We start from the raw sequence: 21,999 nt of genomic DNA on the forward strand, positions 1-21,999 counted from the left end.
GGCCATCCTTTAGCTGTCAAGACATGATTGAATGCTTCGAACAACTGTTAAGTCACATGGGCAATGACAAAGATCGCCCCGAATTGGCGGCCACACCCTTGCTGGCAGCCAAAGCTTTTGAGCAGCTGAGCCAAGGCTACAACGTGAACCCGCAGTCTCTCATTGCGCAGGAGCTCATGCGCACACCGAAGGGCTATAACGGCAGCATTGAACTCCCTGACATACCTTTCATATCTCTGTGCGAACATACCTTTTTACCGTTTTTAGGCACGGTAACCGTCCATTTTTCGCCAAACCAGTCAATCATTGGTGCTGGCTGCATTGAAAAACTAATTCATGCCTTCGCCCGCAGAATGCAGCTGCAAGAGCGCCTGACGCTGCAAATAGCCGAGACAATATATAATGAGTTAGCCCCTCACTGGGTGCAAGTAGACATCAATGCGATTCACAGTTGCATGGACGGCAGACAATTGAACACCAAGGTAAGGCTGGGAATAGGCTAGGTTGTAAATAGGTTTAGGTCTGATGGTCAGACTATTATATAGCTTCTTACTGTCAGCGACAGTATTTGCTACCACACCAACCTTAGCGGACCTGTGGCAGGAAGAGCTGGACTTCGACTTAGCCGACTCAGATCCAAATATACTCGCCGACAAACATGTCCTGTTTGTGTCAGGGGTGATGAATGAGCTGGTGAGCTATATTCCAGGCTATTTTGTCGATTGCAGGGAAAGTGTTGAAAAAGAACTGGGCGGCAAAAGTTCCTATTTCGGTCCGCCATCCAAAAATTCTATCAGTGAAAACGCGGTGATTTTAAGGGACCAGGTCCTTAAAGCCTTCTTTGAAAATGGGCAAAAACCCTTAGTGATTTTGGCCCACAGCAAAGGTGCAGCCGAGATCCTCTACCTAGTTCTCGAGCAGCCCGCGTTCATGTTAGACAACCTTATCGAAAAAATCGTGCTCATCCAAGGCGCCATCGGGGGAACGCCGCTCGCGAACGAGCCAAATGGCTGGTTTGCCTACGAATATCTAAGTCGATGGATAGACTTCAACGCGATTGCTTTAAGCCAAATAGAAGCCAGAAGGGTATTTGCTGAAGCCTTCGAGAGCTATCTATCTCAGACCACGAAAGCGCAACAACAAAATATCTCCAGTCGCATCTACTATGTGCGTACCCAGGAAGAGCTGGAAAATCTCAGCCTTTCCATCCGTCTGGGCCTAAAAGTGGCCCGTTCCGACTTAAAGGCCAAAGGCGCGAACGACGGTTTTTTACTCACCGCGGCTCAGATGCATCCAGACATAGGCGTCGATCTGGGTGTATTGCAGGCAGATCATTTAAGTTTGGTGCTCGGCTGGATTACGGGTTTAAGCGCAAACGCGCGCCGGGCTTTTACCAGAGCACTGTTTCGAAAAATCTATTGAACTAGGAATTTATCGTACTACGATTAGCTAAGGAGGCGTTATGAAGCTAATCAAGTTGACATCGCTAATATACCCACTCATTTTTATTGCTTGTTCGTCCGGCAATAGACAACAAGAAAACCTGCCCGCTGCACCAGAGCCGGTGACAACGGAAACCGTGCCGTCAGAAATTGCTCCCCCAGATGAGCACCCTGAATTAGTCGAAGAAGACAGTAGTTCCGATGAATCCAGTTTCAGCACTCGATTTAGCGAAATTTCAAAAACTTGCAATCTAACCGATGATACCAGTGCGACAGAAGATGATGATGATAAACTTGAAAGCTGCTTGGCGCAATCATCAGATGATTTCGATAGAGATCTTTTAAGAGAATCAGTGCCCAAAGCGGAAGGCTATTTCAAATGGATGAGCCCAAATCGAAGAATGGCAGAAGGGGAGAAAATTGCGCAGGCAAAATATGCTTTAGCTGAGCCATTAAATACAGACTATCAGCTGGACGAAAATCAGTTTGCTTCGCTTAGGGGTGCTGTTGAGCAGTGCGCCCAGAGCTCTTTGAACCACCTCTTTTTATCTTTGCAAAGGGACCCAATTGGTACTGAAAAGATCATTAACAGTTTAAAAAATTGGCCAACCGAGTTTGACGGCAAACCTTCGGTGCATCAACCGGTAGCCGCAATGTTTGCAAATGCTATCCCATCCAGATTAGAGGGAATTAATGCGTGGAAGCTTCGAGTCTACAATGAGCGCAGCTTAATGCAGGATCGTGTCAAAAAAGGTTTTAGAAAAGTAGGCCCCGAGTGCAAAGCAGCTCAATTTATCGCCTTGGACCCTGTTATTGATCCAAGTCGGGCCGCTGACAATCTGGTGGCTTATCGTGATCGGCATTTGGAAGAAATTCTGAAAACGGGTTCAACAGATTGGGGCCATTTAATAGATATAGTTGAAAGACGTGCGAATTATCATGAGCTGGGCGAAATACCAATTTTCAAGGGCCTGACCCCAGAAGCGGTGATAGAAATTTTGCCGATGCCAAAAAAAGTCGAATTGCAAGATCTGAACAAGCTTATCAAAGAGAAGCTCAATCAAGGCTCGAAGCTTCAAAATCTCAGCTCGCTTTAACTTTAAGCGGTTAATTGCTCTTTTGCCCGCCACAATTCGCGGGCAAAATACACCTTAGCTCCACATAAAAGTATATTCTATTTGAAATTCAAATATTTATTGTTTTATGATTGTTTAATGGAGATATGGTTGTGAAATTAATATACCTGCTATCAATATCATTGTTGTTAACTGCGTGTCCTCAAGAAGATCAAAGTGTTCGCCAGCCGCCATCAGACAGTTTAAATGAGCCTGATGAGGATGAATCAGATGGTAAATCCGTGCAGGAATCGTCGCAGCATCAAAGCGCTTTTATAGAAGAGGCGCCACCGTCACCTGGTCACAGGGCCTCTAGTCACGCTACCTCTGATCAACCCGTATCAGATCGCGCCGCTCAGCTTAATCCAGATGAGCTTAAGCAGCTCAAAGATATGATTGACAATTGTTCCTTTAGGGAAACGCCAGCCGGCGCGCTTCAGGATAATATCATATCGTTTGTGAGGGAGATCGGACAAGAAAAAGATGGGTATTCCAGGCTCTTGAATACTTTGGCTAACTTGAAGGGCAATGAAAAATTGATGGGCTACATAAAAAAGAATATGCAACAGGTGTCTTTAGAACCAGGAACGGGAAAGGTAATAGGGGTGTTTTACGATGCAGTTCCTCTATGTCTTGCTAAAAAGTTTATCGGTTTTAACTCAACCATTACCTTGAACGGCAAGCCGGTGACATTCGCGGTGTTTCGAGATGAACAGCTGCGACGTCTATCAGTAGGGCAGACTACTGATTGGGAACCATTTGCTTCCAGGGTTGAAGGTTATGCAAATAGGCCTAATTCTATGTATTCTTGGAGATTTATGACTCCTCGCGCTGTGATTAAAATGCTTCCAACGCCCAGAAAAGAGAGCTTAAAAAAAATTAACAACAATTTAATTAATTATCTGAACTTTTTCGGTCCGAATGAATCCACCCAGAAGCTAAAGCTTAATCCTGATATGAGTATCTTGAAGGGTCATCAATAACTTGATTTAAACTGCCGGTTAAGTCTAAAATGCCGGTATGGAAATCAATACCGGCATTGCCGAAAAGTCTCGTCGCGAAATTGCTGATCGGTTGAATGGCTTGTTGGTTGAAACCTTCGCGCTCTATCTAAAGACACACTACTTTCATTGGAATGTGACTGGTCCGCAGTTTCAATCGCTTCATATCATGTTTGAAGGTCAGTATAACGAAATTTGGCTTGCGACTGACTTGATTGCCGAGCGGGTTCGGGCGATTGGCGGGAAAGCTAAGTATACCGAGATTCCCACTTTTAATGAGTCGCCTGCGACAGGGGAAATGATCTCCCAATTGGTTGAAGGTCATGAAGCAGTGATTCGGCTTTGTAGAGAGATGTTTCCGCTCGCTTCTGATGCGAATGATGAAGTGACCGCTGATTTACTCACCCAGCGCATGCAGATCCATGAAAAGACGGCATGGATGCTGCGCAGTCTATGCTAGGCAAAGTTGACTATTTAAGTACGCATGCATCGCGGCAGCTTCATGGCTCCTTTTTGCAAACGGGCTTTGCTGTGCTGGTAAATCATCCGGTTTCCAAAGATTTAATCGCCAATACCTACGCGGACTGGCAGCGGTTTTTTGCGTTGCCCAGTCGGTTTAATTATTTGTTTGATCAGGCGAGTCAGACAGGATATCGGCCTGCGGCTCTTTCAGAAAAAGCCAAGGGCTACAATCATATTGATCTCAAAGAGTTCTTTAACTATTATGAAGGCGGTGTTTGCCCCCCGCATGCACTAGAGAATACGCGCCGCTTGCGCGCTGAGCTGTTGAAGGTTGCGCATGCTCTTTTAGCTTGGGTTGAGCAGGAGATGCCGCCCGCGGTGCAGCAAAAGCTTTCGGAGCCGCTTTCTCAAATGGTCGCGGGCAGTACGAAGCATCTATTTAGACCAATGCATTACCCGGCCTTTACTGGCGCAGAAGTGGAGGGCGCGCTGCGAGCCGCGCCCCATGAAGATATTAATTTTATCACGTTGTTGCCTGCATCGACAGCGCCTGGCCTCCAGGTAAAAGATATTGAGGGTGTCTGGCATGAGCTTGATTGCGATCCTGGGGCGTTAATTGTTAACATTGCCGAAATGTTGGATATTGCTACCGGTGGCTACTACCCAGCCACCACACATCAGGTGGTGAATCCTCAAGGCCCATTGGCGAGCAAGCCTAGGTTTTCCATGCCGTTTTTTATGCATGCAAGACCTGAGGTTTATTTGACCCCTCAGCGGACGGTGGGTGATTTACTTCAGGAGCGCTTGATAGAGCTGGGCTTGGCCTGAGGCCCATTGACATAAATCATAAATTATAAGCATTTTAGCCGCCGAGTTCGGGCGCATAACTCAGCGGTAGAGTGTTACCTTCACACGGTAGAAGTCACAGGTTCGAATCCTGTTGCGCCCACCAATGAAATACCTCGTGACCCCCGCTCTTCCTTACGCGAACGGTCCCCTTCATCTTGGCCATATGGTCGAACATGTTCAAGTAGATGTTTTCGTAAGAGCACTGCGCATGGCTGGTGAAGACGTCGCATTTGTTTGCGGTGCGGACAGTCACGGCACGCCGATTGAAATCAATGCAGCGAAAGCTGGCGAAGATCCAGCCAGCTATGTGAAATCTTGGCAAGCACGCCACGAGACCACCCTCGCGCGATTTGGTGTCATGTTTGACAATGGTTATGGCAGCACACACACGGATTTAAATCGCAAACATGCCGAAGATATTTTTAACAAATTAAATGCCAAAGTCGATATCAAAGTACGCGACATCGACCAACTTTTCGACCCACAGGCAGGTCGCTTCCTGCCCGACAGGCTGATTAAAGGAACGTGCCCCAAATGCCAAGCGCCAGATCAATATGGCGACAGCTGTGAAAAATGCGGCAGTACTTATCGTCCGACTGAGCTGATTAACCCCAAAAGCACGCTTACTGGTGAAACGCCGATCTTAAAAAGCTCGAAGCATTACTTTTTTGAACTGAGTAAATATGCAGACAAGCTTAAAGCTTGGACCCAAAAAGCTGGCGTGCTACCTGCGGAAGTCCAAAACTCCCTGCAAGGCTGGTTTGCCGACGGTCTCAAAGACTGGGATATCAGCCGGGATGCTCCCTATTTCGGATTTCTGATTCCTGGCGAGTCCGATAAATATTTCTATGTTTGGCTGGATGCGCCTGTTGGCTATATCAGCTTAAGTGAAGCAGCCGGCATGCTTGAGCGATGGAGCGATCCAGACACCAAGATTATCCATTTTATCGGCAAAGACATCGTCTATTTCCACACTTTGTTTTGGCCCGCCATGTTGATGGGGGCAGGGTACACGTTGCCAAGCCAAATTGCGGTGCATGGCATGCTAACGGTAAATGGCGAGAAAATGTCCAAATCCAGAGGCACGTTTATTCTTGCGGACAGGTACGCAGAGTATCTAGAGCCTGAAGCGCTTCGTTACTATCTGGCCTGTAAGCTATCAGCCAGAATCGAAGACATCGATTTAAGCTTCGAAGATTTTATCGGACGCGTGAATGCAGACTTAGTAAACAAGATCATCAATCTCATCAGTCGAACAGTGCCCCTGTTGCACAAAGGCTACGCCGGCAAACCCGGTGCGCTGGATTTAAAAATCGTCAGCGAAGTGAGCGCAGCAGCAGCCAATATTGAGCAAGCCTACCGACTCCGCGATACCATGCAGGTGGTAAGAGACGTCGTGCAAATTGCGGACATCGCCAACAAGTATTTGCAAGATAACAGCCCATGGGACGGGAAAAAGAACACGCCCGAGCAAGCGCACCAGCAACTCAGCACCGCCCTATGGGCCGGCAAGGTTTGTGTTGGTCTATTAAAACCCATTTTGCCACAAGTCGCAGAGCAAACCGAAAAGATGCTTGGCTTAAGCGCTTTTACTTTCGCCAATATCTTAACCCCGCTGCCAACAGACCAAGCACTGGCAACCTACACCCGCCTATTCGAACGCATCGACTCAAAAAAGGTCACCCAAATGCTAGAAATCGACCAGACCCCAATGTCGTCCCGGGCACCGACCCGGGACCCAGTCCCCGAATCTCTCAACATCACCATTGACGATTTCATGAAAGTCGATCTAAGAGCCGCCTTGGTCGTAGAAGCCAAAGCCGTAGAAGGCTCAGACAAGCTAATCGCTGTAACACTGGATGTAGGCCCACTCGGCAAGCGCAATGTGTTCTCCGGCTTAAGACCCCACATTCAACCCGAAGAATTGGTCGGTAAAATAGTGATGCTGGTCGCGAACTTAGCGCCTCGAAAAATGAAGTTCGGCATCAGCGAAGGTATGATATGCGCCGCAGGAGATGTGCCTAAGTTAGTTTTAGCTACCGGCGCAAACCCAGGCGATCAAATCAGATAGAATTGAAATTAGACGTGCAAGAACCCTTGGATGCCAACCAAAATCATTTCAATTGCTATCATCGTGCAGATAAGACCGACGATTTGCTCCAGCACCTTGATGCCTGTATCCCCTACCAGGCGGACTATTTTGGGTGCCAGAATAATAATCACACCCGAAACTGCCCATGCAAGCACGATTGAGCTAATAACAATCGGTGTGGCCGTTTCATCATGCGCATACAACATAATTGTCGCAAGACACGAAGGTCCCGCGATGAGCGGTGTCGCAATGGGCACCAAAAATGGCTCATTGATGCTGCTTAGTTGCAGCGCACTTTGGCCGGGGAAAAGCAAATTAAGCGCAAACAGGAAAAAGATAATCCCACCAGTAATTTGAACCGCTTCGGTGGAGACATCTAAAATGTTTAAAAAGACCGAGCCAAAGCCGAAGAAAAACAGCATGATGACCAGCGATAGAAACACTTCTCGTCGCAGGATCTGGGCTTGCTTCTTTTGGCTATAGGGCTTGATCAATGCGGAGACGATGCCGACCACACCGAACGGGTCCAGCAGAAAAAACAGCGGCAGGGCTTTGGTGATAATTAAATTGATTGATTCCATATAAATAGCTTTAGACCTTTTAAAAATATTTCGACTGCAAGTAAAGTTAAGATAAGACCCATCAATCGCTCAATCGCGCCCAACGCTTTTTGATTAAGCCGGTCGTGGAAATGCCAGGCAAATCCCAAAATCAGTAGGGAAGCGGTCCAAGCTATCAAAATGGCCATGAGCACCGTATTAGAACGCGTATCGGTGCTGGCGTAGAACATGACGGTGGCCAGGATAGAAGGCCCCGCTATCATGGGCGTTGCCAATGGAACAATAAATGGCTCGCCTTTGGCCTCGTCAATAAATACCCGAGTCTCAGATGGAAATATCATTTTAATGGCGATCAAAAATAAAACGATCCCGCCCGCGATGCGAATGGTCGCTGGCGTTAAACCCAAACTGCTAATTAAAGGCGCTCCAAAGTAGTGGAAAGCCACCAACAATAAAAGCGCAATTAGCATTTCTCGCGCCAGGATAAAGCCCTGCCGACGACGCGGTTGACGACGAATCAAATGATTGAAATCAGCAATGTGGCCCACGGAATCAAGAATCAAAAAAAAAGTGAGGGACATCGAAAAAAGTGACATAGACCTCTTGCCTATCAAGTATAAGGACTATATCAACCGGGTTACCTTGGGGTCATAGCTCAGCTGGGAGAGCGCATGAATGGCATTCATGAGGTCGGCGGTTCGATCCCGCCTGGCTCCACCAAATTACTTCTTTTTAACTTTAGGCACATTTGGCTTCGCGACAACACTCGGCGTTTCAAACGGGCTGTCAAACGACATATCAAAAACGTTCCCCTCCGTGACTTTCACAGGCGTATTGGGTGGTGCACGCAGATTATCTTCAATCAGTTCTTGCGGCTCTTTAGGAGGCATTTTTGGAGGTATCTTCATAATCATTGGTTAACCCATACGCGTCGCCAAAAATGCCGGAGCCCGCAAATTACAAATTTTGAAACTTTTTTGATACCATAGGCTCTTAAAAGGAGAGCAATATGAATGCAATCGATTTCTTAATTTCCGAACACAATAAGGTCCGTAAAACAATGGCAGACATCTCAGATGACTCCCACCGCGAAGAAACCAAACATAAGTTGTTTGAAGAGTTAAAAGCAGACTTGTTGCGCCACGAAGAAATGGAGCAAACCGTGTGGTATCCTCATTTTAGAAATCATAAAGATTTAAAAGATACCGTTAAACATCTCCTGGTTGAGGAAAACGGTGCTGAAAAAGCCTTGAAATCATTCGACAAAAAGATGGATCAAGATGAATGGGAAATGAAGTTTAAAAAGCTGAAACAGGATGTTGAACATCACGCAAAAGAAGAAGAGAAAGAGCTTTTCCCTGAAGTTAAACGAATTCTTGATGAAGATACGCTTGAGAAAATTGGTAAAGAAATGCGCGAATTTAAGCAGCAATATAACCCTTAAACCAAAAATGCCGGGCTTTTAAAGCCCGGCTTTCACTAGTCTATTGGCAGTATACAGGTGAACGCAGACCGGAATTACATGCTTGGAGCATAGCGTTTTTTATCCAAGGCAAGTAGGCGTCTACTCGTGTATCTAAAGCTCCCTTTTCGCAGGTTGTATCTCCATCGCTTAAGCAAGCAGTGATACCTATAATTAGCCATTCTTTCGATTCAGGATCTTGCGTATAAGTTGCGCTGCCGGAGTCTCCAAAACATTTTCGAGCGCTGAGGCGGCTGGAGCCCACTTGAAAGTTTGCAGTTGCAAGCCTTTGGATAAAGCTGGAAGAGCATGTTTTGATGGGCATATGCGGCTTGGCTTCGGGGGTTTTGGGTTCTTGATGCCCCCAGCCCACGATTTTGACTGCAAGTCCTTCTCGCATGATGCTTATGCGGCTGGTATCGATCAGGCGGCCCACAGGCTCTGACATAGGCTTGCCTAAAATCAATAAAGCGATGTCGTTTGAACCGGGTATGTAGGCAATATGAGAAAGCACTTCTGAGGCCATCTTTCCTGGGATATCGCTGAAGGCTACATGGCTGAGGTCACTCAAAGGTGTGACGAAATATTGCCTATCCCCGCGCGCGACACAGTGTGCCGCAGTCAGCACCACATCGGGAGCAATCAGCGTGCCACCGCAGATAGCCTTTCTTTTGCCGTCTTCCAATATAAGCAGGGCCATAGAGCTCGGAAATTCCTCAACTCTACAGGGCTCTCCGTTGATGATCTTCATCTTGAAGTCATTTTCACTGGCAAGGCTTAGACCTGAAATCAAACTGGCTATAAGAAAGAAAAAGGCACTCTTTTGCTGCATGGGCTTACTCCTAAGTAAAAGCCTTATCGGGCGATGCTTTAAAAATGTGCGTGAGGATTTGACAGACCGATGAAATGGTTTTAAGTAGGTCCAGTTCCCAAAGGAGTTTTTTCCCATGCCAGTACCTTACGGTCGCAAATCTAGATCAAAAAGCCGCATGCAACGTGCTGCTAACATGCGTTATACGCCTAAAACCCACAATCTGTGCGGAAACTGTAATGAGCCTAAGGCTTCTCACCACGTTTGCGCTAAATGCGGTCAATACGCTGGTCGTACAGTGATTCAGATCGAACAAAATTAAGGTTTTTTCGTTCTTGCGTTGGCGTCGTGCTTGAGCAAATCTTCTGTTTGAGCATGAAGTAGATCCGGATAGCCTTCAAATATTCTGCTGACCTCTTTGGAGCAGCGATTCGATTCCGGATTATTATATAGATAAAGATAAAGCAGCGCCATGATGTGCAGGTCCAAGCCCCTGCGTATGTCATCAAAACGGCGCACAAAGGTCGCCGTATTTAAAGTATCGATTACCCCTTGATATTCCTTAGGCTTAATAGGTAACAACAAGCGGTCAAACATCATCTTTTCAGTGATCAGCTCCGGCGGCAAATGGTATTTTTCCATTAGACAATATACTTTTGAGCTTTCTGTCAGGGAATTTTTTCTAATCTGCGTTCTGCTAGATGCCATTTGCTCGGAAGCTAAAGGCCTAGAGCGATCCGGCTTTTTCGTCGCAGGCAAAGTCGGATGCTTATGTTCATCGATTACAAAGCTGGCTCGCAGCGCATCATTGAGACGTCTTATCATGCGAGGTTATTGGCAAATCTTGTCGCGATTGGCTTTTAAATTCTGCCTACTGTTACCAAATTGAGTTCATCATACGCCCAAGCAGCGTGTTCTTCAGTAAGAAGAGCTAATTGGGTAACGCATTCATTTGATTTTTGTCCCTCGTTCATTTGCATATGCATCAGTGCCATGAGATGGAGGTTGGCGGCCGCGCGCAGGTGCACAGTTGGAGACCCGCGCTCTCTGGCCATATTTTGAGCTGTGAGTATCTCGATCGCTTGTTCGAAATTTTTCCTGCTAGGATTCATAAATAATTCATAAGCCTGTTTTTCAGCAGTAGTGGGCGCATCGGCCGATTTGTGTAGGGATCGAAATAGCTCTGATCTAGGAAGGCTTCTTTGAGATGGGATGGCAACAGACTTAGGTTTTAGCTCTTCGAGTTGGGCCGTATGTAAATCTGGATAGTCTGTAAAATCTTCGTGTGACTTTGAAACGTGAGCTTCGGCGCGGCGATCGCCCAATGCTTTGTATGTCAAAATAAGGAGGTGTCGGTTTAACTTAAACCTTACATCGTCACCAGAGCCTTCTGCTTGCCGCCTGATTTTGTTTGCGTCGACCAGTAAGGCAGCAGCAGCTTGTAAATCCTCAATTTTAGTTGGCTCCTTTAGCAAATTATAAGCCTGCTGTTCGTCGGCGGTTGCCTCTGGGGTATGGTAGGCATTGAGCAGTTGGTAAACGCCACCTTGACGAATGACAGGTTGAGGCGCTTTCGGGGCGCTTATGGCTGGAAGGGCAATCGCTGGAGACTCAAACCGATCTTGATTGGATAAATTATCCGGATGACCTGCGGGGGCAGGCAATGAGCGATCATTTTCATGACGAGGTGGCCGCACCTCAGCTGGCAGTTTGTCCATCTTTGTACCTCATAGCTAATATTATTATATAGTAATTATGAGATAGTTTGCCAGCTTAAGCTTGGCCGGACAGCTGCTGGGCTTGGAAATAGGCCCTGACTTGGCCTAGAAGATCGCCTAGTTCACCAGCAAATAGCTTAGGTAAGTTATGGATCGTAACGCCCACGCGGTGATCCGTGCAGCGATCTTGAGGAAAGTTGTAAGTTCTGATTTTGTCAGATCGATCGCCACTTTTAACCATTGCTTTGCGTTCTTCAGCGCGTTCGCGGTGCAGTTCTTGCTCTTTTTGGTCGTAAAGTCTGGCCCTTAGGACTTTCATGGCTTGGATTTTGTTCTTCAGTTGGCTTTTCTCATCTTGGCACTGAACGACCAAACCAGTTGGAATATGGGTGATTCGAACCGCAGAGTCAGTGGTATTAACCGACTGACCGCCTGGGCCACCAGCGCGGAACACATCGATCCGGATGTCTTTGGCCTCAATTTGAATATCCACTTCTTCGGCTTCAGGCAAAATTGCCACGCTGCAGGCAGAAGTATGAATCCGGCCTTGAGTTTCGGTCTCTGGAACGCGCTGTACGCGGTGTACGCCGCCTTCGAACTTGAGCCAGGCGTAAACCTGATCCCCTGTGACGGAGGCGATGACTTCTTTGTAGCCGCCTTTGGGGCCGTCGGAGAGGCTTAAGATTTCAAACTTCCAACGCATGCGTTCTGAAAAACGGGCATACATTTGAAATAGCTCGCCTGCAAATAAGCTGGCTTCATCTCCGCCAGTGCCTGCGCGGATTTCAACGATCACGTTTTTTTGATCATTGGGATCTTTAGGCAGCAGTAGGATTTTGATTTCTTGTTCTAAACCTGTGATTTCGCTGTTGAGCCGGCCGATTTCTTCTCTCGCCATTTCACGGATTTCTGGATCAGAGTCTTCGCCTAATTCTAGATTGCCCTCTCGCTCCGACATGAGCGCTCGTAGGCGCACGTTGGCTTCCACCAAGGGCTCTAGTTGGGTGCGTTCTTTATTTAGAACGTTTAATTCACTGGGTTTTAAATTGGGGCTGCCGAGCTGTTCGATTAAAACAGCGTGGCGTTTGGCCATTTCTTGAAGTCGCTCTAGCATGTTTTCCAGGTCTTATAGATTGCCCAAACGGCAATGGCAGAAGGGAGACACAATACCATGATGAAGGCAAAGGCAGGGTAGATCAGCTCAATCATGCGATGAGCGCTTCTTTCACGATAGCAAAATTAGCGTAAGAATCCGTGTTGTCACGGCCACCTTGCTCACATGGGTTTTTTTCGCGCCACATGGTTTTACGAAGTGCAGCCAGCGCGATCTCTAGTTGGTCATCCGTGGGCTCTCTGGTGGTCAGGCGTTGCATGAGCATACCAGGCGATACGAATAATTTAATCCAAAAGCTGTCAGGATTTTTCGCGGCGGCGCGTTGAAATTCATAGGCAATACCGGCAATCGGCAGCATTAACGGGATTTTAAGCGCCATCAAAAACAAGCTTTGAGTGAGTGTGCTGTCGCTCACAGGCGGAATCCATGGCAATACCAAAGCAAATACCAAGATCGAAACAGCGATAACCAATAGAATCAAACTGGTGCCACAACGTGGATGTGCAGTAGATTGCAAGCGAGCTTGATCAACGTCTAAGGCTAAGTTTTTCTCAAAGGTATGCACAGATTTGTGCTCAGCCCCATGATACATAAACAGACGTTTGACGTCTTTCATGGTCGAGATGGCCAAAATGTAACCCACAAACAGGGCCATTTTAATAGTGCCATCGACCAGATGAAAAGCAATCGAAGTGACGGGCAGGGCACTATGGCCATCATGGCCTAAAAACTCGCCTAGCACATAGGCGCTCATGTGAGGCACCGCTTTAAATAAAGCGAGTCCGAGCAGCATGCTAAAAGCCATTGTTCCAGCCAAAGCCCAGTCAAATTTACCGGTGTCTTTCTTAGTGCTGGTGGTCGGTGCTTCCAAAGCTTGCTCAGCCGAAAACTGCAAAGCGCTGAGGCCATTGTACATGCTCTCCACCAACATGGTGGCGCCGCGCAACAAAGGCCATCGCAAAAAGGGCAGTTTCTCTGAAAACGATAACCATTGGCGCTCACGGATCACAATGCTTTGGTCAGGCTTTCGCACTGCAACGGCAAAGCTTTTCGGAGAGCGCATCATCACGCCCTCAACGACAGCCTGTCCGCCAACCAAAGGCTTGGTAGCCATGAGTAGTATTGACGCCAACATATTATTGTTTCGTTTGGTACTTCTTACGGAATCTCTCGACGCGGCCTTCAGTATCTAACATTTTAGATTTGCCGGTAAAATGAGGATGGCAAGCCGAGCAAATATCGATATTGTACTTGGTCGTTGACCTGGTTTCATACTTGGCTCCGCAAGCGCAAACCACGGTGACTGCCTGATAATCTGGATGAATGTTTGGTTTCATAACTTTAAGCAGTCTAGCAGATTTGTTTTAAATGCCAAGAGAGGACCTCCATGGCCCTACCAAAGCTTACGGGCGCAGAAATTTCCCGCTCTAAACTGGTTACTTCAAAGCCCGCAAGCCCGCATGGGGTAATGCATTCCGTGAACCGTTCAAGCTTGGGATTGATGTTTAAAGCAAAGCCATGGCGGGTGACTTGCCTGGAAACGCCTACGCCCACAGCGATTAATTTCTTATTGCCAACCCAGACACCTGTTTTACCAGGTAGGCAAGTCGCGTCTGTCACGCCTAACTCTTGGCAGGCGCGAATGAGTGCTCGCTCCAGTCCCCGCACGTAGTCCACCACACCTATATGTAATGGAAGCTTGATAATTGGGTAGCCAACCAATTGGCCGGTGCCGTGAAAGGTCACATCCCCGCCTCGGTCGGCTTCTGCCAGCGTAATGCCGCGTTGTGCGATTGCTTCAGGGGTTAGCAGCAAGCTGCGTAGCCCATGTTGGCGAGTGTGGGTGATGGTGTCAGCGTGCTCGAGATATAAGAGCTGGTTGCCCCGGGTGTCGATCTGCTCGATCGCTTCTCGCATGGCGTCCATGCCAGCTTGATAGGAGACCTGATATCCAAGAAACTTACTTTGCACGTGGCTTTTTGGGGTTTTTCCGGTGCAAGGTAACAATGTGACCTTGGGTGTTTACCAGTTCAGCTTTCAAATCTTGCACGAAGGTCAGATTCTCCATCAGCTCCAAAGCGGATTCAAGAAACTTAATTTTAATCAGCTCGTGCGTGTTGAGGGCCGCATCGATTTCTTTTAGAAGATTTTCAGTGATGCCATTTTTGCCAACCGATACAATGGGTTTTAAATGATGTGCCTGCGCTTTAAGATTCATAGATAGCTATGTCTTAGCAAATCTACGGCAAGATGGTAACTGATAAGTTCTAGGGAGAAATATGCAGATCGCTGTATGTCAATTTAACCCAACCGTGGGTGCTTTGAGCCAGAATGCCATTCGGCTTTTGACCTATGCCCATGAGGCAGCGGCGCTAGGTGCTGAATTTATGCTCACGCCTGAGTTAGCGCTTTGTGGCTACCCCCCGAAAGACTTGGTCTTAAGACCTGACTTTCTAGATGCTTGCGCTCTGCAATTGATAAGTTTGGCAAAAGCCGCGCCGATTCCGATGATTGTGGGTGCGCCGGTAGATGGTTTTAACGCCGCCTGCTGGTGTTACCAAGGCCAGATTCGGGTGATCGCTCGCAAAAGGCTGCTGCCTAACTATCAAGTTTTTGATGAGCGGCGCTACTTTAAGCCTGGCCCGGCTGATGATTTTAATGGCTTTGAATTTGCGGGTAAACGTTTTGGCATGAGCATTTGTGAAGACGCATGGAACGATGAACAATTCTGGAAACATCGCCTTTATGAAGAAGATCCCATCTGGGATTTAGCTAAAAGCCACCAGGTTGATGTCTTAGTAAACCTCACGGCCTCGCCCTTTGAGATGAACAAAGCTGCCGAGCGCGAGAGCATGTTCCGGCATCTGGCCATGCGATATGAGCTGCCAACCTTGGTCGTGGGCCAAGTCGGAGCAAACGACGGTCTGATTTTTGACGGGGGTACCGTCGGTTTTGACGCAGACGGCGAGATTTTGTATAAAGCAACTGACTTCAAGGAGGAGTTGATTATATGCAAACTGTCATAGAAGCGTTAACCCTCGGCATTCGAGACTATATCGAGAAAACCAAAAGCAAGGGTGTGATTTTAGGCCTATCGGGCGGCATTGATTCCGCGGTTACGTGCGCCTTGGCCGTGCGCGCGCTGGGTCCGGAACGTGTCATTGGCGTGCGCATGCCCAGTGGTTTTTCTTCGAATCATTCGTTGGAAGATGCAGAAGTCTTAGCATCAAACTTAGGCATCGCTCTGCGGACTGTTCCTATTGAATCCATGGTGGAAGCATGCCGTCAGACACTTGCGCTAAAAAAGCCGCTCAGCGATCAAAATGTGCAGGCCAGAATTCGCGGCCTGGTTCTCATGGCGATTTCGAATGAAACCGATTATTTGGTCTTAGGCACGACCAATAAAAGCGAAATGGCTGTTGGCTATGGCACGATGTATGGCGATCTAATCGGCGCGTTAATGCCCATCGGCGATCTATATAAAACACAAGTTTGGGCGCTTGCCAAAGCGATCAACGCTGAACTAGCCGTCATACCAGACAGCAGTATTATGAAGACGCCAAGCGCTGAGCTGGCGCCAGGTCAAATTGACCAAGATACGCTGCCACCTTACGAAACTTTAGATGCCGTATTGGAAGCCTACTTAGAACGCGATCTATCACTGCAACAAATCGTTCTAGAGACCGCCATACCTGAAAAACAAGTTCAGGAAATCATCAAAAAAGTAGATTCTTCTGAATATAAACGCAAACAAGCACCACCTATTTTGATGGTTTCAAAAAAAGTTTTCGGCGAAGCACGTCGATGCCCGGTGGTTTTCGCGCGTAGTTAAAAAAAACGATTGACTCAAAATGTCAGGGGAGTACTTTTTTACAAGAAGCAAAAGTCGCGAAATAAAAACCTTAATAGGAGTGAAAAATGAAATTTAACTTTTTACATTTGATGTTGTTTGTACCTGTTATGGTAGCTGGCTGCGGTGATTCCCCAAACGCCCAAAGATTCGGAAACGGCCTTGCCGAAGCTGCAAATGCTGCCAAAGACGGAACCGTTAACACTTTTAACGATGCCAAAGATAAGACAGCGGAGGCTGCAACTCAGGCTAATGATAAAGCCAAAGATATCGCGGGAGAAGCTAAGAACAAAGCTGATGCATTTTGGACAGGCACACAGGATCGAGGCGCTCACTTTAAGAATATGGTCGTAAACGCAAAAAATGCTGCTCGAGATACTGATGGACCGCTGAAAGGTGATGCCAATAAAGTGGGCGAAGCAGTCAATGATGCGACAGATTCTATTAATGCGCGGGCTGCTAAGGCACAAGATCGAGCCAAAGAATTTAACGAAGATGTCAAACAAACCTGGCAGTCTGTCAAAGATGACGTCAACAATAAAGTTAGTAAGGCTAATAAAGACCTGAAAAAAGTAGCCGCTGATGGCCAAAAATTTGTTGATGAAAAACACTCCGAGCTGCGCGCTCGCGTTCAAGACCTAGCAAAGAAAGCGACAGGTAATAAAGTCGCCGTAGCCCAACGTGATGTCCCAGAGTTGGATGTAAAGGTTGGCGAAGTGCATATTCTGACCCCCGAAGTGATCGATGCTATGGGTCGTCAAGACAAACTAGTCGGCGTGGATGAAAAAGGCAATCATGCTGCTTTCGAAATCCAAGAACTAGATGACCTTTAATGAATAATTAATAACATGTGATATCCCCAGGGGCGCCCATTCGGGCGCTTTTTTAATCTTTTATTTGGTCGCAATATGCGCGAGGACTCAGTATTTTTACATCCAGGTGAAGATCGGCAGGAAAGTGTTTTAAATTCCCGGTGATTAGGGTGGCTTGATATGCCAGGGCTAGTTCATAGAAGATTGCATCATGGGGATCCTGCCAATTGTATTTGATTTTTGAAGGATTTTCTAAGGATTGATGGGAAAATTTGATAAGGCTGTGAACCCATATAGGCGGAAATCCGAACCGCTTGAATTTGGGGCGTGCGCACACTTCCAAATATTCAGTAACAATGCCTGGGCACGTGACCAAAATAACTCTGTTTTGGAGTATTAGTTTAACAATTTGAGCAGGTGGCCCCGAAGGGTTAATGCCTGCCGAAATCAAGACGTTTGTATCCAATACGACGAGCTTACTCATGACTTGCGATTTCGTACAGAATCGATTTCATTATTGATCTCTTCGAGCGTCATATCCGTTAAGCCAAGCTCTAGTGCTCGCTGTTGCCAACTATTTAAATTAGCTAAAGCCATGGCTCGCTCCAGCTCTTGCCGCTGCCCATCCAGATTATTCTCTTGAACGGGAACAAGAAAGTAAGCGGGGCCCCCCCGACCTTCTAATAATAAAAGCTCGTTAGAATGCCCTTCTATAGCTTTAAGGCCTTTTTGCTGGAAGTCTCTCATTGCGATACTCTGCATATTACCATTGTAGACAAATTGTCTACAAATTGCAAACCCACACAGCTGGTTGTCAAAAACGCCTAATGTTGATACGCCAGGGCCTGACCCAAATAAACACACACCTTTTAGGGTTCAGGTGGCGGCCGTTAAAAGCTGTCCCCGGGGTGTGGAAGCATAACTTGAACAAGGAAGATAAAAGACTATGGCACGAATTGGAATGAGAGAAATGTTAGAGGCTGGCGCACACTTTGGGCATCAGACTCACCGCTGGAATCCGAAAATGAAGAAGTTCATTTTTGCACCGCGAAATGGCATTCATATTATTGATCTACAGCAAACTGTCGGCCTCATGAATAAGGCTTATGACTTTGTGGTGGACACAGTCGCTGGTGGCGGCAAGATTTTGTTCGTTGGTACCAAAAAGCAAGCCCAAGAAATTGTGGCTCAAGAAGCGCTTCGCGGTGGCCAATACTATGTCAACAACCGTTGGTTGGGTGGCATGCTCACAAACTTCAAGACCGTTAAGCAGTCGGTTGATCGCATGCGTTTGATCGAAGAAATGTCTAAAGACGGTACTTTTGAAAAATTGCCTAAGAAAGAAGTGATCGGCCTTACACGCGAAATGGTTAAGCTCGAAAAGAACTTGGCCGGTGTGAAAGACATGACACGGTTACCTAAAGCGATTTTCGTGATCGATCCTAATTTGGAAAAGATCGCTGTGGATGAAGCCATCAAATTGGGCATTCCAGTAATCGCTACCCTGGATACCAACTGTGATCCAGATTTGGTGAACTTCCCAATCCCTGCAAACGATGACTCGATTCGTTCAGTTGCTTTGTTCGCGGGTAATATTGCTGACGCTTGTTTAGAAGGTGATGCACGTCATGAAGAAGTGCTAGCTCAAAAACGCGCTCGCGGTGAAGCTAAAGAAATGAGCGAAGATCAAATTACAGCTCAGCAACAACAGTTTGTGGCTCGTAAGAAAGGCCCTCAAATCGATGTGATCCCAGCTTTAAAGACTGGCGCTGAAGAAGTTGTAGAAAGCGCTTCTGAAGATCAGGAAAGAGGGGTTGTCTGATGCAAGTCACTGCAGAAATGGTACGTGAACTGCGCGAAAAAACTGGCGCAGGGATGATGGATTGCAAAAAGGCTTTGATGGAAGCTGGTAGCATGGACGCTGCGATGACTTATCTTCGCGAAAAGGGTCTGGCTGCTGCTGCAAAGAAATCTGGCCGCGTTGCTTCTGAAGGTTTGGTTGCTATCACGGTAGATGGTCATAAGGCCGGTATCGTTGAAGTGAACTGCGAAACGGATTTCGTAGCTAAAAACGAAGATTTCGTGCGTTTGGTCCAAGATTTGGCCAAGCGTTCTTTGGAAGTTTCAGACCTAGCTAAAGACGCCGAAAGCGTTATCAATGAAAAGATCGGAACCATTGGCGAGAAGATTGCCATCCGGCGCGTGAATGTGCTTGAAGGCGGCGATCTATACGGCGCGTATATCCATGCTGGCGGCTCGATCGGTGCATTGGTTGAGTTGAAGGGTGCAAACGCTTCGCATCAAGAACTAGCCAAAGGCTTAGCCATGCATGTGGCAGCTTCTGCACCGGCGTTTCTATCCAGAGAAGATGTGGATTCGGGCACGTTGGAAGCTGAGCGCAGCATCTTGAAGAATCAAGTGCTTGAGCAAGGCAAACCAGCTGCGATGGTTGATCGCATTGTGGATGGCAAGATCGAAAAATATTATGGCGAAGTTTGCTTCTTGGAGCAAAAGTTTGTTAAAGATCCGGATAAGACGATTACCCAGTTGCTGAGCGGCACCGGCGTCAGCGTTACCCGTTTCGTGCGTTTTAAAGTCGGCGAAGGTTTAGAAAAAAAGGCCGATGATTTTGCACAAGAAGTGGCAAAGATGGTAAGGTAACAGGGATGAAATATACCCTCGCCTTGTTGCTCGTGTTATCCTTGTCCGCTTGCCAAAGCGATCACGACATCGTTAGCGGGCTTAGTGAAACCGAGGCGAATGAAGTACTGGTGATCTTGGATGCTCAAAAAATCAAAGCATCCAAGGTCCTGGTGCAGGTGAAGGGCAGCAACAAGCCCCCAACCTACTCTATCAGCATGGGTCCCAGACAAGCTCCAGAAGCCCTGAGGATCCTCGTTGATAACCGACTTCCTAGACATAAAAGTGCAGGCCTGGGTGAGGTTTACCCCACCGATGCCAGCAGCTTGATTCCAAGTCGTTCTGAAGAAAAGGCGAAATTTTTACGCGCCATTCAGGGTGAAGTGGAAAACATGCTCAAAGTGCTTCCGGGCATTATTGAAGCACGGGTGATTGTGGTGATGCCTGATCCATCCGTGGTGCGCGACTTACATTCTGCCCCTCCGCATGCAACCGCATCGGTGGCCGTGGTTTATAACCCCATCGATTCAAAAGGCACGCCTCCGGTGAAAGCCGAAGAAATTAAGTTTTTAGTAGCATCCGCCATTGAAGATTTAACGCCAGCGTATGTCAGCGTGTTGATGTCTCAAAATTTGTCATCTTCATTAATGGGCCTACCGAAAGTGGTGAGAAAACCTATTTCTGCGCATCCGTCTCATGTAGCTGCGCCGGTGTCTATGTTTAGAGATGACGTATTGATGTGGCTCTTTGGTGTGCTGGCTTTGGCTGGTGTCTTATTGGGCGTGTTCGGCATTGTCCGTAACCGCGCTTTACGCAGTCAGCTGGCCAAATCATTAGAAGCCCACACAGAGGCAAGCAGCACCAATGTCCCTTGATGCATTAAGCCCTGTAGAGAGGACGCTTTTTGTCGTTTGGTCGCTGTTTTCCGGCGATCTCAAAGGCTCGTTGAAAAAGTATTTCCCAGCCGGCATGCAGACCAAATTCGATGCCCTTGAAAGCAGCGAATTAACCCCTGAAATCTTGCAGGTTTATTTAAGCAAGTTGGTTGATTTTCAACACCGATCATTCTTTTTAGGTATGGATGACAGCTGGGTCGAGAAGAATCCGGTTTTAAGAGAAATTTCCAAAAATCGCCTGACTCGAATGTCTCAACATGATGACTTGGTTGAAACCGGCAGGCGAGAGATTTCTGCCTACCTGGTAAGCCTAGGCAAGCGCAGAACAGCTACTTTATTGGCCTATTTGCCAAAAGATGTACAAGAAGCCGTTTTTACAGCCCTGAGCGATTACGCACCGACTTCAGCCGGTGATGTTAATGCAAAAAATTTCGATTTTATCTTTCAATTTAATTATTTAAAACCTTTAGAATTATTCAAGCAAGCTGGGCTTTATGCCAAAGACCCAGCGGCCATTCAGCAGTTAGCCCAAAGGCTTAACTTTGCAGATGGTCAAAAATTGCTCACCTTATTAAAGAAATGATATTTTTTTTACTGGCTAGTTTGCTTTGGACCCCTGATTTAGAGCGGGTCATCCAAATCCAACTCGAATACACCAAAGACCCTGCCCATCGAGCGGTTCTGCAAACATTGCAGGATAACAAAAGCCTGGATGGCTTGATTGAAAGCCCCCTCGGTAAACTGCGCATCACCGGCTATTACACGCCCCTGGTTTTAACCAGCGATAAAGCCAAGCGTCATGCCAAGATGCAAGGCTCCGCGTTCTTCAAAACCCCTCAAGGCACGGTACAGCTCATGGCCTATCGAGGCAAGAAATCGGGCAAAGAGCTATATTCTCTTTTAGGCGATCTCCCCAGAGGTGCCTCCGGCATGCCGTTGGTGGCAGGATATTCTGCGGCGGTTGACCCCAAAAAAATCCCCTACGGCAGCGTTTTTCTAGCGCGTATAAAAGGCGAAGAGCGCCTGTTGTTCGCGCAGGATACCGGTGCCAAAGTACAGCGTAATAACGAAATTGATATTTATATGGGTGTGGGCGAGCAAGCGCGGAAGAAAGCGCTGCAGTTGCATAAGCCGTATGAAATCGCGCTGCTGTCTCCGGAAACGCCGCAGTGACG

At 47.3% G+C, this 21,999-nt stretch carries 29 protein-coding genes and 2 tRNA genes; 19 read left to right on the forward strand and 12 right to left on the reverse strand.

Going from position 1 to position 21,999, the window contains the following annotated elements; all coding sequences use genetic code 11:
• Window positions 1-23: 23 nt before the first annotated feature.
• The 8 genes from V4534_09005 to metG all read left to right on the forward strand — a co-directional run bounded on the left by V4534_09005 (window position 24) and on the right by metG (window position 6,940).
• The gene (locus V4534_09005) at window positions 24-503 is read left to right on the forward strand and encodes a GTP cyclohydrolase I (protein ID MES2504999.1); all 480 of its coding nucleotides are present in this window, start codon (window positions 24-26) and stop codon (window positions 501-503) included.
• A gap of 22 nt (window positions 504-525) precedes the next feature.
• A complete protein-coding gene (locus V4534_09010; GenBank protein MES2505000.1) occupies window positions 526-1,422 on the forward strand; it encodes a hypothetical protein in 897 nt (298 codons plus the stop codon).
• A 40-nt stretch (window positions 1,423-1,462) separates the two neighbouring features.
• Complete coding sequence (locus V4534_09015; GenBank protein ID MES2505001.1) at window positions 1,463-2,539, forward strand: hypothetical protein; 1,077 nt, start codon at window positions 1,463-1,465, stop codon at window positions 2,537-2,539.
• A gap of 125 nt (window positions 2,540-2,664) precedes the next feature.
• Window positions 2,665-3,540 (forward strand): hypothetical protein, encoded by an 876-nt coding sequence (locus V4534_09020; GenBank protein MES2505002.1) that lies wholly within the window; start codon window positions 2,665-2,667, stop codon window positions 3,538-3,540.
• A gap of 37 nt (window positions 3,541-3,577) precedes the next feature.
• Window positions 3,578-4,018: a Dps family protein gene (locus tag V4534_09025; GenBank protein MES2505003.1), complete on the forward strand. Its 441-nt coding sequence runs from the start codon at window positions 3,578-3,580 to the stop codon at window positions 4,016-4,018.
• Window positions 4,012-4,848 (forward strand): 2OG-Fe(II) oxygenase family protein, encoded by an 837-nt coding sequence (locus V4534_09030; GenBank protein MES2505004.1) that lies wholly within the window; start codon window positions 4,012-4,014, stop codon window positions 4,846-4,848. The genes V4534_09025 and V4534_09030 overlap by 7 nt, the downstream gene beginning before the upstream one ends.
• A gap of 49 nt (window positions 4,849-4,897) precedes the next feature.
• A tRNA-Val gene (locus tag V4534_09035) sits at window positions 4,898-4,972 on the forward strand.
• Window positions 4,973-6,940: a methionine--tRNA ligase gene (gene metG / locus V4534_09040; protein MES2505005.1), complete on the forward strand. Its 1,968-nt coding sequence runs from the start codon at window positions 4,973-4,975 to the stop codon at window positions 6,938-6,940.
• Window positions 6,941-6,948: 8 nt separating this feature from the next.
• Here the strand turns inward: metG and V4534_09045 are convergent, their stop codons facing one another.
• Both V4534_09045 and V4534_09050 read right to left on the reverse strand, forming a co-directional pair.
• Complete coding sequence (locus V4534_09045; protein ID MES2505006.1) at window positions 6,949-7,542, reverse strand: MarC family protein; 594 nt, start codon at window positions 7,540-7,542, stop codon at window positions 6,949-6,951.
• Window positions 7,524-8,117 carry a MarC family protein gene (locus V4534_09050; protein MES2505007.1) on the reverse strand — a complete coding sequence of 198 codons (594 nt, stop codon included), beginning with the start codon at window positions 8,115-8,117 and terminating at the stop codon, window positions 7,524-7,526. The genes V4534_09045 and V4534_09050 overlap by 19 nt, the downstream gene beginning before the upstream one ends.
• 48 nt (window positions 8,118-8,165) lie before the next feature.
• Here V4534_09050 and V4534_09055 point away from each other — a divergent pair.
• Window positions 8,166-8,241 (forward strand) — tRNA-Ala (locus V4534_09055).
• A 2-nt stretch (window positions 8,242-8,243) separates the two neighbouring features.
• Here V4534_09055 and V4534_09060 read toward each other — a convergent pair.
• On the reverse strand, window positions 8,244-8,429 hold the full coding sequence (locus tag V4534_09060; GenBank protein ID MES2505008.1) for a hypothetical protein: 186 nt from the start codon (window positions 8,427-8,429) through the stop codon (window positions 8,244-8,246).
• Window positions 8,430-8,530: 101 nt separating this feature from the next.
• On the opposite strand from V4534_09060, the gene V4534_09065 reads away from it, so the two are divergent.
• Window positions 8,531-8,965, forward strand: coding sequence for a hemerythrin domain-containing protein (locus tag V4534_09065; protein ID MES2505009.1), 435 nt, complete (start codon window positions 8,531-8,533; stop codon window positions 8,963-8,965).
• A 40-nt stretch (window positions 8,966-9,005) separates the two neighbouring features.
• Here the strand turns inward: V4534_09065 and V4534_09070 are convergent, their stop codons facing one another.
• Window positions 9,006-9,815 (reverse strand): trypsin-like serine protease, encoded by an 810-nt coding sequence (locus tag V4534_09070; GenBank protein MES2505010.1) that lies wholly within the window; start codon window positions 9,813-9,815, stop codon window positions 9,006-9,008.
• 115 nt (window positions 9,816-9,930) lie between these two features.
• Here V4534_09070 and rpmF point away from each other — a divergent pair, with 115 nt between their 5' ends.
• Entirely contained in the window at window positions 9,931-10,116 is a 186-nt protein-coding gene (gene rpmF, locus V4534_09075) for a 50S ribosomal protein L32 (GenBank protein MES2505011.1), read from the forward strand.
• On the opposite strand, the gene V4534_09080 is transcribed toward rpmF, so the two are convergent.
• The 7 genes from V4534_09080 to V4534_09110 form a co-directional block, all read right to left on the reverse strand.
• A complete protein-coding gene (locus V4534_09080) occupies window positions 10,113-10,619 on the reverse strand; it encodes a hypothetical protein (GenBank protein MES2505012.1) in 507 nt (168 codons plus the stop codon). The genes rpmF and V4534_09080 overlap by 4 nt on opposite strands.
• Window positions 10,620-10,654: 35 nt before the next feature.
• Complete coding sequence (locus tag V4534_09085; GenBank protein MES2505013.1) at window positions 10,655-11,512, reverse strand: hypothetical protein; 858 nt, start codon at window positions 11,510-11,512, stop codon at window positions 10,655-10,657.
• Between the two features lie 55 nt (window positions 11,513-11,567).
• Window positions 11,568-12,626, reverse strand: a complete 1,059-nt coding sequence (gene prfA / locus V4534_09090) for a peptide chain release factor 1 (GenBank protein ID MES2505014.1) — start codon at window positions 12,624-12,626, stop codon at window positions 11,568-11,570.
• A gap of 91 nt (window positions 12,627-12,717) precedes the next feature.
• Window positions 12,718-13,740 (reverse strand): DUF1385 domain-containing protein, encoded by a 1,023-nt coding sequence (locus V4534_09095; GenBank protein MES2505015.1) that lies wholly within the window; start codon window positions 13,738-13,740, stop codon window positions 12,718-12,720.
• Between the two features lie 22 nt (window positions 13,741-13,762).
• Complete coding sequence (rpmE, locus tag V4534_09100; protein MES2505016.1) at window positions 13,763-13,963, reverse strand: 50S ribosomal protein L31; 201 nt, start codon at window positions 13,961-13,963, stop codon at window positions 13,763-13,765.
• 13 nt (window positions 13,964-13,976) lie between these two features.
• Window positions 13,977-14,597: a lipoyl(octanoyl) transferase LipB gene (gene lipB / locus V4534_09105; protein ID MES2505017.1), complete on the reverse strand. Its 621-nt coding sequence runs from the start codon at window positions 14,595-14,597 to the stop codon at window positions 13,977-13,979.
• Window positions 14,587-14,844 (reverse strand): YhbY family RNA-binding protein, encoded by a 258-nt coding sequence (locus tag V4534_09110; GenBank protein ID MES2505018.1) that lies wholly within the window; start codon window positions 14,842-14,844, stop codon window positions 14,587-14,589. Before V4534_09110 ends, lipB begins: the two co-directional genes overlap by 11 nt.
• Before the next feature lie 61 nt (window positions 14,845-14,905).
• Here V4534_09110 and V4534_09115 point away from each other — a divergent pair, with 61 nt between their 5' ends.
• From V4534_09115 to V4534_09125, 3 genes are all read left to right on the forward strand, one after another.
• Window positions 14,906-15,652 (forward strand): nitrilase-related carbon-nitrogen hydrolase, encoded by a 747-nt coding sequence (locus tag V4534_09115; GenBank protein MES2505019.1) that lies wholly within the window; start codon window positions 14,906-14,908, stop codon window positions 15,650-15,652.
• Complete coding sequence (gene nadE, locus V4534_09120) at window positions 15,637-16,458, forward strand: NAD(+) synthase (protein ID MES2505020.1); 822 nt, start codon at window positions 15,637-15,639, stop codon at window positions 16,456-16,458. Before V4534_09115 ends, nadE begins: the two co-directional genes overlap by 16 nt.
• Before the next feature lie 86 nt (window positions 16,459-16,544).
• Complete coding sequence (locus tag V4534_09125) at window positions 16,545-17,309, forward strand: hypothetical protein (protein ID MES2505021.1); 765 nt, start codon at window positions 16,545-16,547, stop codon at window positions 17,307-17,309.
• Between the two features lie 459 nt (window positions 17,310-17,768).
• Here V4534_09125 and V4534_09130 read toward each other — a convergent pair whose 3' ends face one another.
• Entirely contained in the window at window positions 17,769-18,050 is a 282-nt protein-coding gene (locus V4534_09130; protein ID MES2505022.1) for a prevent-host-death protein, read from the reverse strand.
• Between the two features lie 184 nt (window positions 18,051-18,234).
• Between V4534_09130 and rpsB the strand changes: the two genes are divergently transcribed.
• From rpsB to V4534_09155, 5 genes are read left to right on the forward strand one after another with little or no spacing between them, the layout of a single operon-like run.
• The gene (rpsB, locus tag V4534_09135; GenBank protein ID MES2505023.1) at window positions 18,235-19,110 is read left to right on the forward strand and encodes a 30S ribosomal protein S2; all 876 of its coding nucleotides are present in this window, start codon (window positions 18,235-18,237) and stop codon (window positions 19,108-19,110) included.
• A complete protein-coding gene (gene tsf, locus V4534_09140; protein MES2505024.1) occupies window positions 19,110-19,949 on the forward strand; it encodes a translation elongation factor Ts in 840 nt (279 codons plus the stop codon). The genes rpsB and tsf overlap by 1 nt, the downstream gene beginning before the upstream one ends.
• Before the next feature lie 5 nt (window positions 19,950-19,954).
• The gene (locus V4534_09145) at window positions 19,955-20,803 is read left to right on the forward strand and encodes a hypothetical protein (protein ID MES2505025.1); all 849 of its coding nucleotides are present in this window, start codon (window positions 19,955-19,957) and stop codon (window positions 20,801-20,803) included.
• Window positions 20,793-21,407, forward strand: coding sequence for a hypothetical protein (locus tag V4534_09150; protein ID MES2505026.1), 615 nt, complete (start codon window positions 20,793-20,795; stop codon window positions 21,405-21,407). The genes V4534_09145 and V4534_09150 overlap by 11 nt, the downstream gene beginning before the upstream one ends.
• On the forward strand, window positions 21,404-21,997 hold the full coding sequence (locus V4534_09155) for a 3D domain-containing protein (GenBank protein MES2505027.1): 594 nt from the start codon (window positions 21,404-21,406) through the stop codon (window positions 21,995-21,997). Before V4534_09150 ends, V4534_09155 begins: the two co-directional genes overlap by 4 nt.
• Window positions 21,998-21,999 lie beyond the last annotated feature (2 nt).

This window comes from Myxococcota bacterium, from assembly GCA_040387835.1.
Classification (GTDB): Bacteria; Myxococcota; UBA727; order UBA727; family JABDBI01; genus JAZKCZ01.

Coding starts and splice junctions, on each gene's coding strand:
- V4534_09110 (MES2505018.1), bottom strand. CDS start 14,844: ATGAATCTTAAAGCGCAGGCACATCATTTAAAACCCATTGTATCGGTT.
- prfA (MES2505014.1), bottom strand. CDS start 12,626: ATGCTAGAGCGACTTCAAGAAATGGCCAAACGCCACGCTGTTTTAATC.
- V4534_09130 (MES2505022.1), bottom strand. CDS start 18,050: ATGCAGAGTATCGCAATGAGAGACTTCCAGCAAAAAGGCCTTAAAGCT.
- V4534_09020 (MES2505002.1), top strand. CDS start 2,665: ATGGTTGTGAAATTAATATACCTGCTATCAATATCATTGTTGTTAACT.
- V4534_09095 (MES2505015.1), bottom strand. CDS start 13,740: ATGGCTACCAAGCCTTTGGTTGGCGGACAGGCTGTCGTTGAGGGCGTG.
- V4534_09080 (MES2505012.1), bottom strand. CDS start 10,619: ATGATAAGACGTCTCAATGATGCGCTGCGAGCCAGCTTTGTAATCGAT.
- V4534_09050 (MES2505007.1), bottom strand. CDS start 8,117: ATGTCACTTTTTTCGATGTCCCTCACTTTTTTTTTGATTCTTGATTCC.
- V4534_09060 (MES2505008.1), bottom strand. CDS start 8,429: ATGAAGATACCTCCAAAAATGCCTCCTAAAGAGCCGCAAGAACTGATT.
- rpmE (MES2505016.1), bottom strand. CDS start 13,963: ATGAAACCAAACATTCATCCAGATTATCAGGCAGTCACCGTGGTTTGC.
- V4534_09085 (MES2505013.1), bottom strand. CDS start 11,512: ATGGACAAACTGCCAGCTGAGGTGCGGCCACCTCGTCATGAAAATGAT.
- V4534_09070 (MES2505010.1), bottom strand. CDS start 9,815: ATGCAGCAAAAGAGTGCCTTTTTCTTTCTTATAGCCAGTTTGATTTCA.
- rpsB (MES2505023.1), top strand. CDS start 18,235: ATGGCACGAATTGGAATGAGAGAAATGTTAGAGGCTGGCGCACACTTT.
- V4534_09155 (MES2505027.1), top strand. CDS start 21,404: ATGATATTTTTTTTACTGGCTAGTTTGCTTTGGACCCCTGATTTAGAG.
- V4534_09065 (MES2505009.1), top strand. CDS start 8,531: ATGAATGCAATCGATTTCTTAATTTCCGAACACAATAAGGTCCGTAAA.
- V4534_09010 (MES2505000.1), top strand. CDS start 526: ATGGTCAGACTATTATATAGCTTCTTACTGTCAGCGACAGTATTTGCT.
- V4534_09030 (MES2505004.1), top strand. CDS start 4,012: ATGCTAGGCAAAGTTGACTATTTAAGTACGCATGCATCGCGGCAGCTT.
- V4534_09025 (MES2505003.1), top strand. CDS start 3,578: ATGGAAATCAATACCGGCATTGCCGAAAAGTCTCGTCGCGAAATTGCT.
- V4534_09115 (MES2505019.1), top strand. CDS start 14,906: ATGCAGATCGCTGTATGTCAATTTAACCCAACCGTGGGTGCTTTGAGC.
- V4534_09145 (MES2505025.1), top strand. CDS start 19,955: ATGAAATATACCCTCGCCTTGTTGCTCGTGTTATCCTTGTCCGCTTGC.
- tsf (MES2505024.1), top strand. CDS start 19,110: ATGCAAGTCACTGCAGAAATGGTACGTGAACTGCGCGAAAAAACTGGC.
- V4534_09150 (MES2505026.1), top strand. CDS start 20,793: ATGTCCCTTGATGCATTAAGCCCTGTAGAGAGGACGCTTTTTGTCGTT.
- rpmF (MES2505011.1), top strand. CDS start 9,931: ATGCCAGTACCTTACGGTCGCAAATCTAGATCAAAAAGCCGCATGCAA.
- V4534_09005 (MES2504999.1), top strand. CDS start 24: ATGATTGAATGCTTCGAACAACTGTTAAGTCACATGGGCAATGACAAA.
- nadE (MES2505020.1), top strand. CDS start 15,637: ATGCAAACTGTCATAGAAGCGTTAACCCTCGGCATTCGAGACTATATC.
- V4534_09015 (MES2505001.1), top strand. CDS start 1,463: ATGAAGCTAATCAAGTTGACATCGCTAATATACCCACTCATTTTTATT.
- V4534_09125 (MES2505021.1), top strand. CDS start 16,545: ATGAAATTTAACTTTTTACATTTGATGTTGTTTGTACCTGTTATGGTA.
- V4534_09045 (MES2505006.1), bottom strand. CDS start 7,542: ATGGAATCAATCAATTTAATTATCACCAAAGCCCTGCCGCTGTTTTTT.
- metG (MES2505005.1), top strand. CDS start 4,973: ATGAAATACCTCGTGACCCCCGCTCTTCCTTACGCGAACGGTCCCCTT.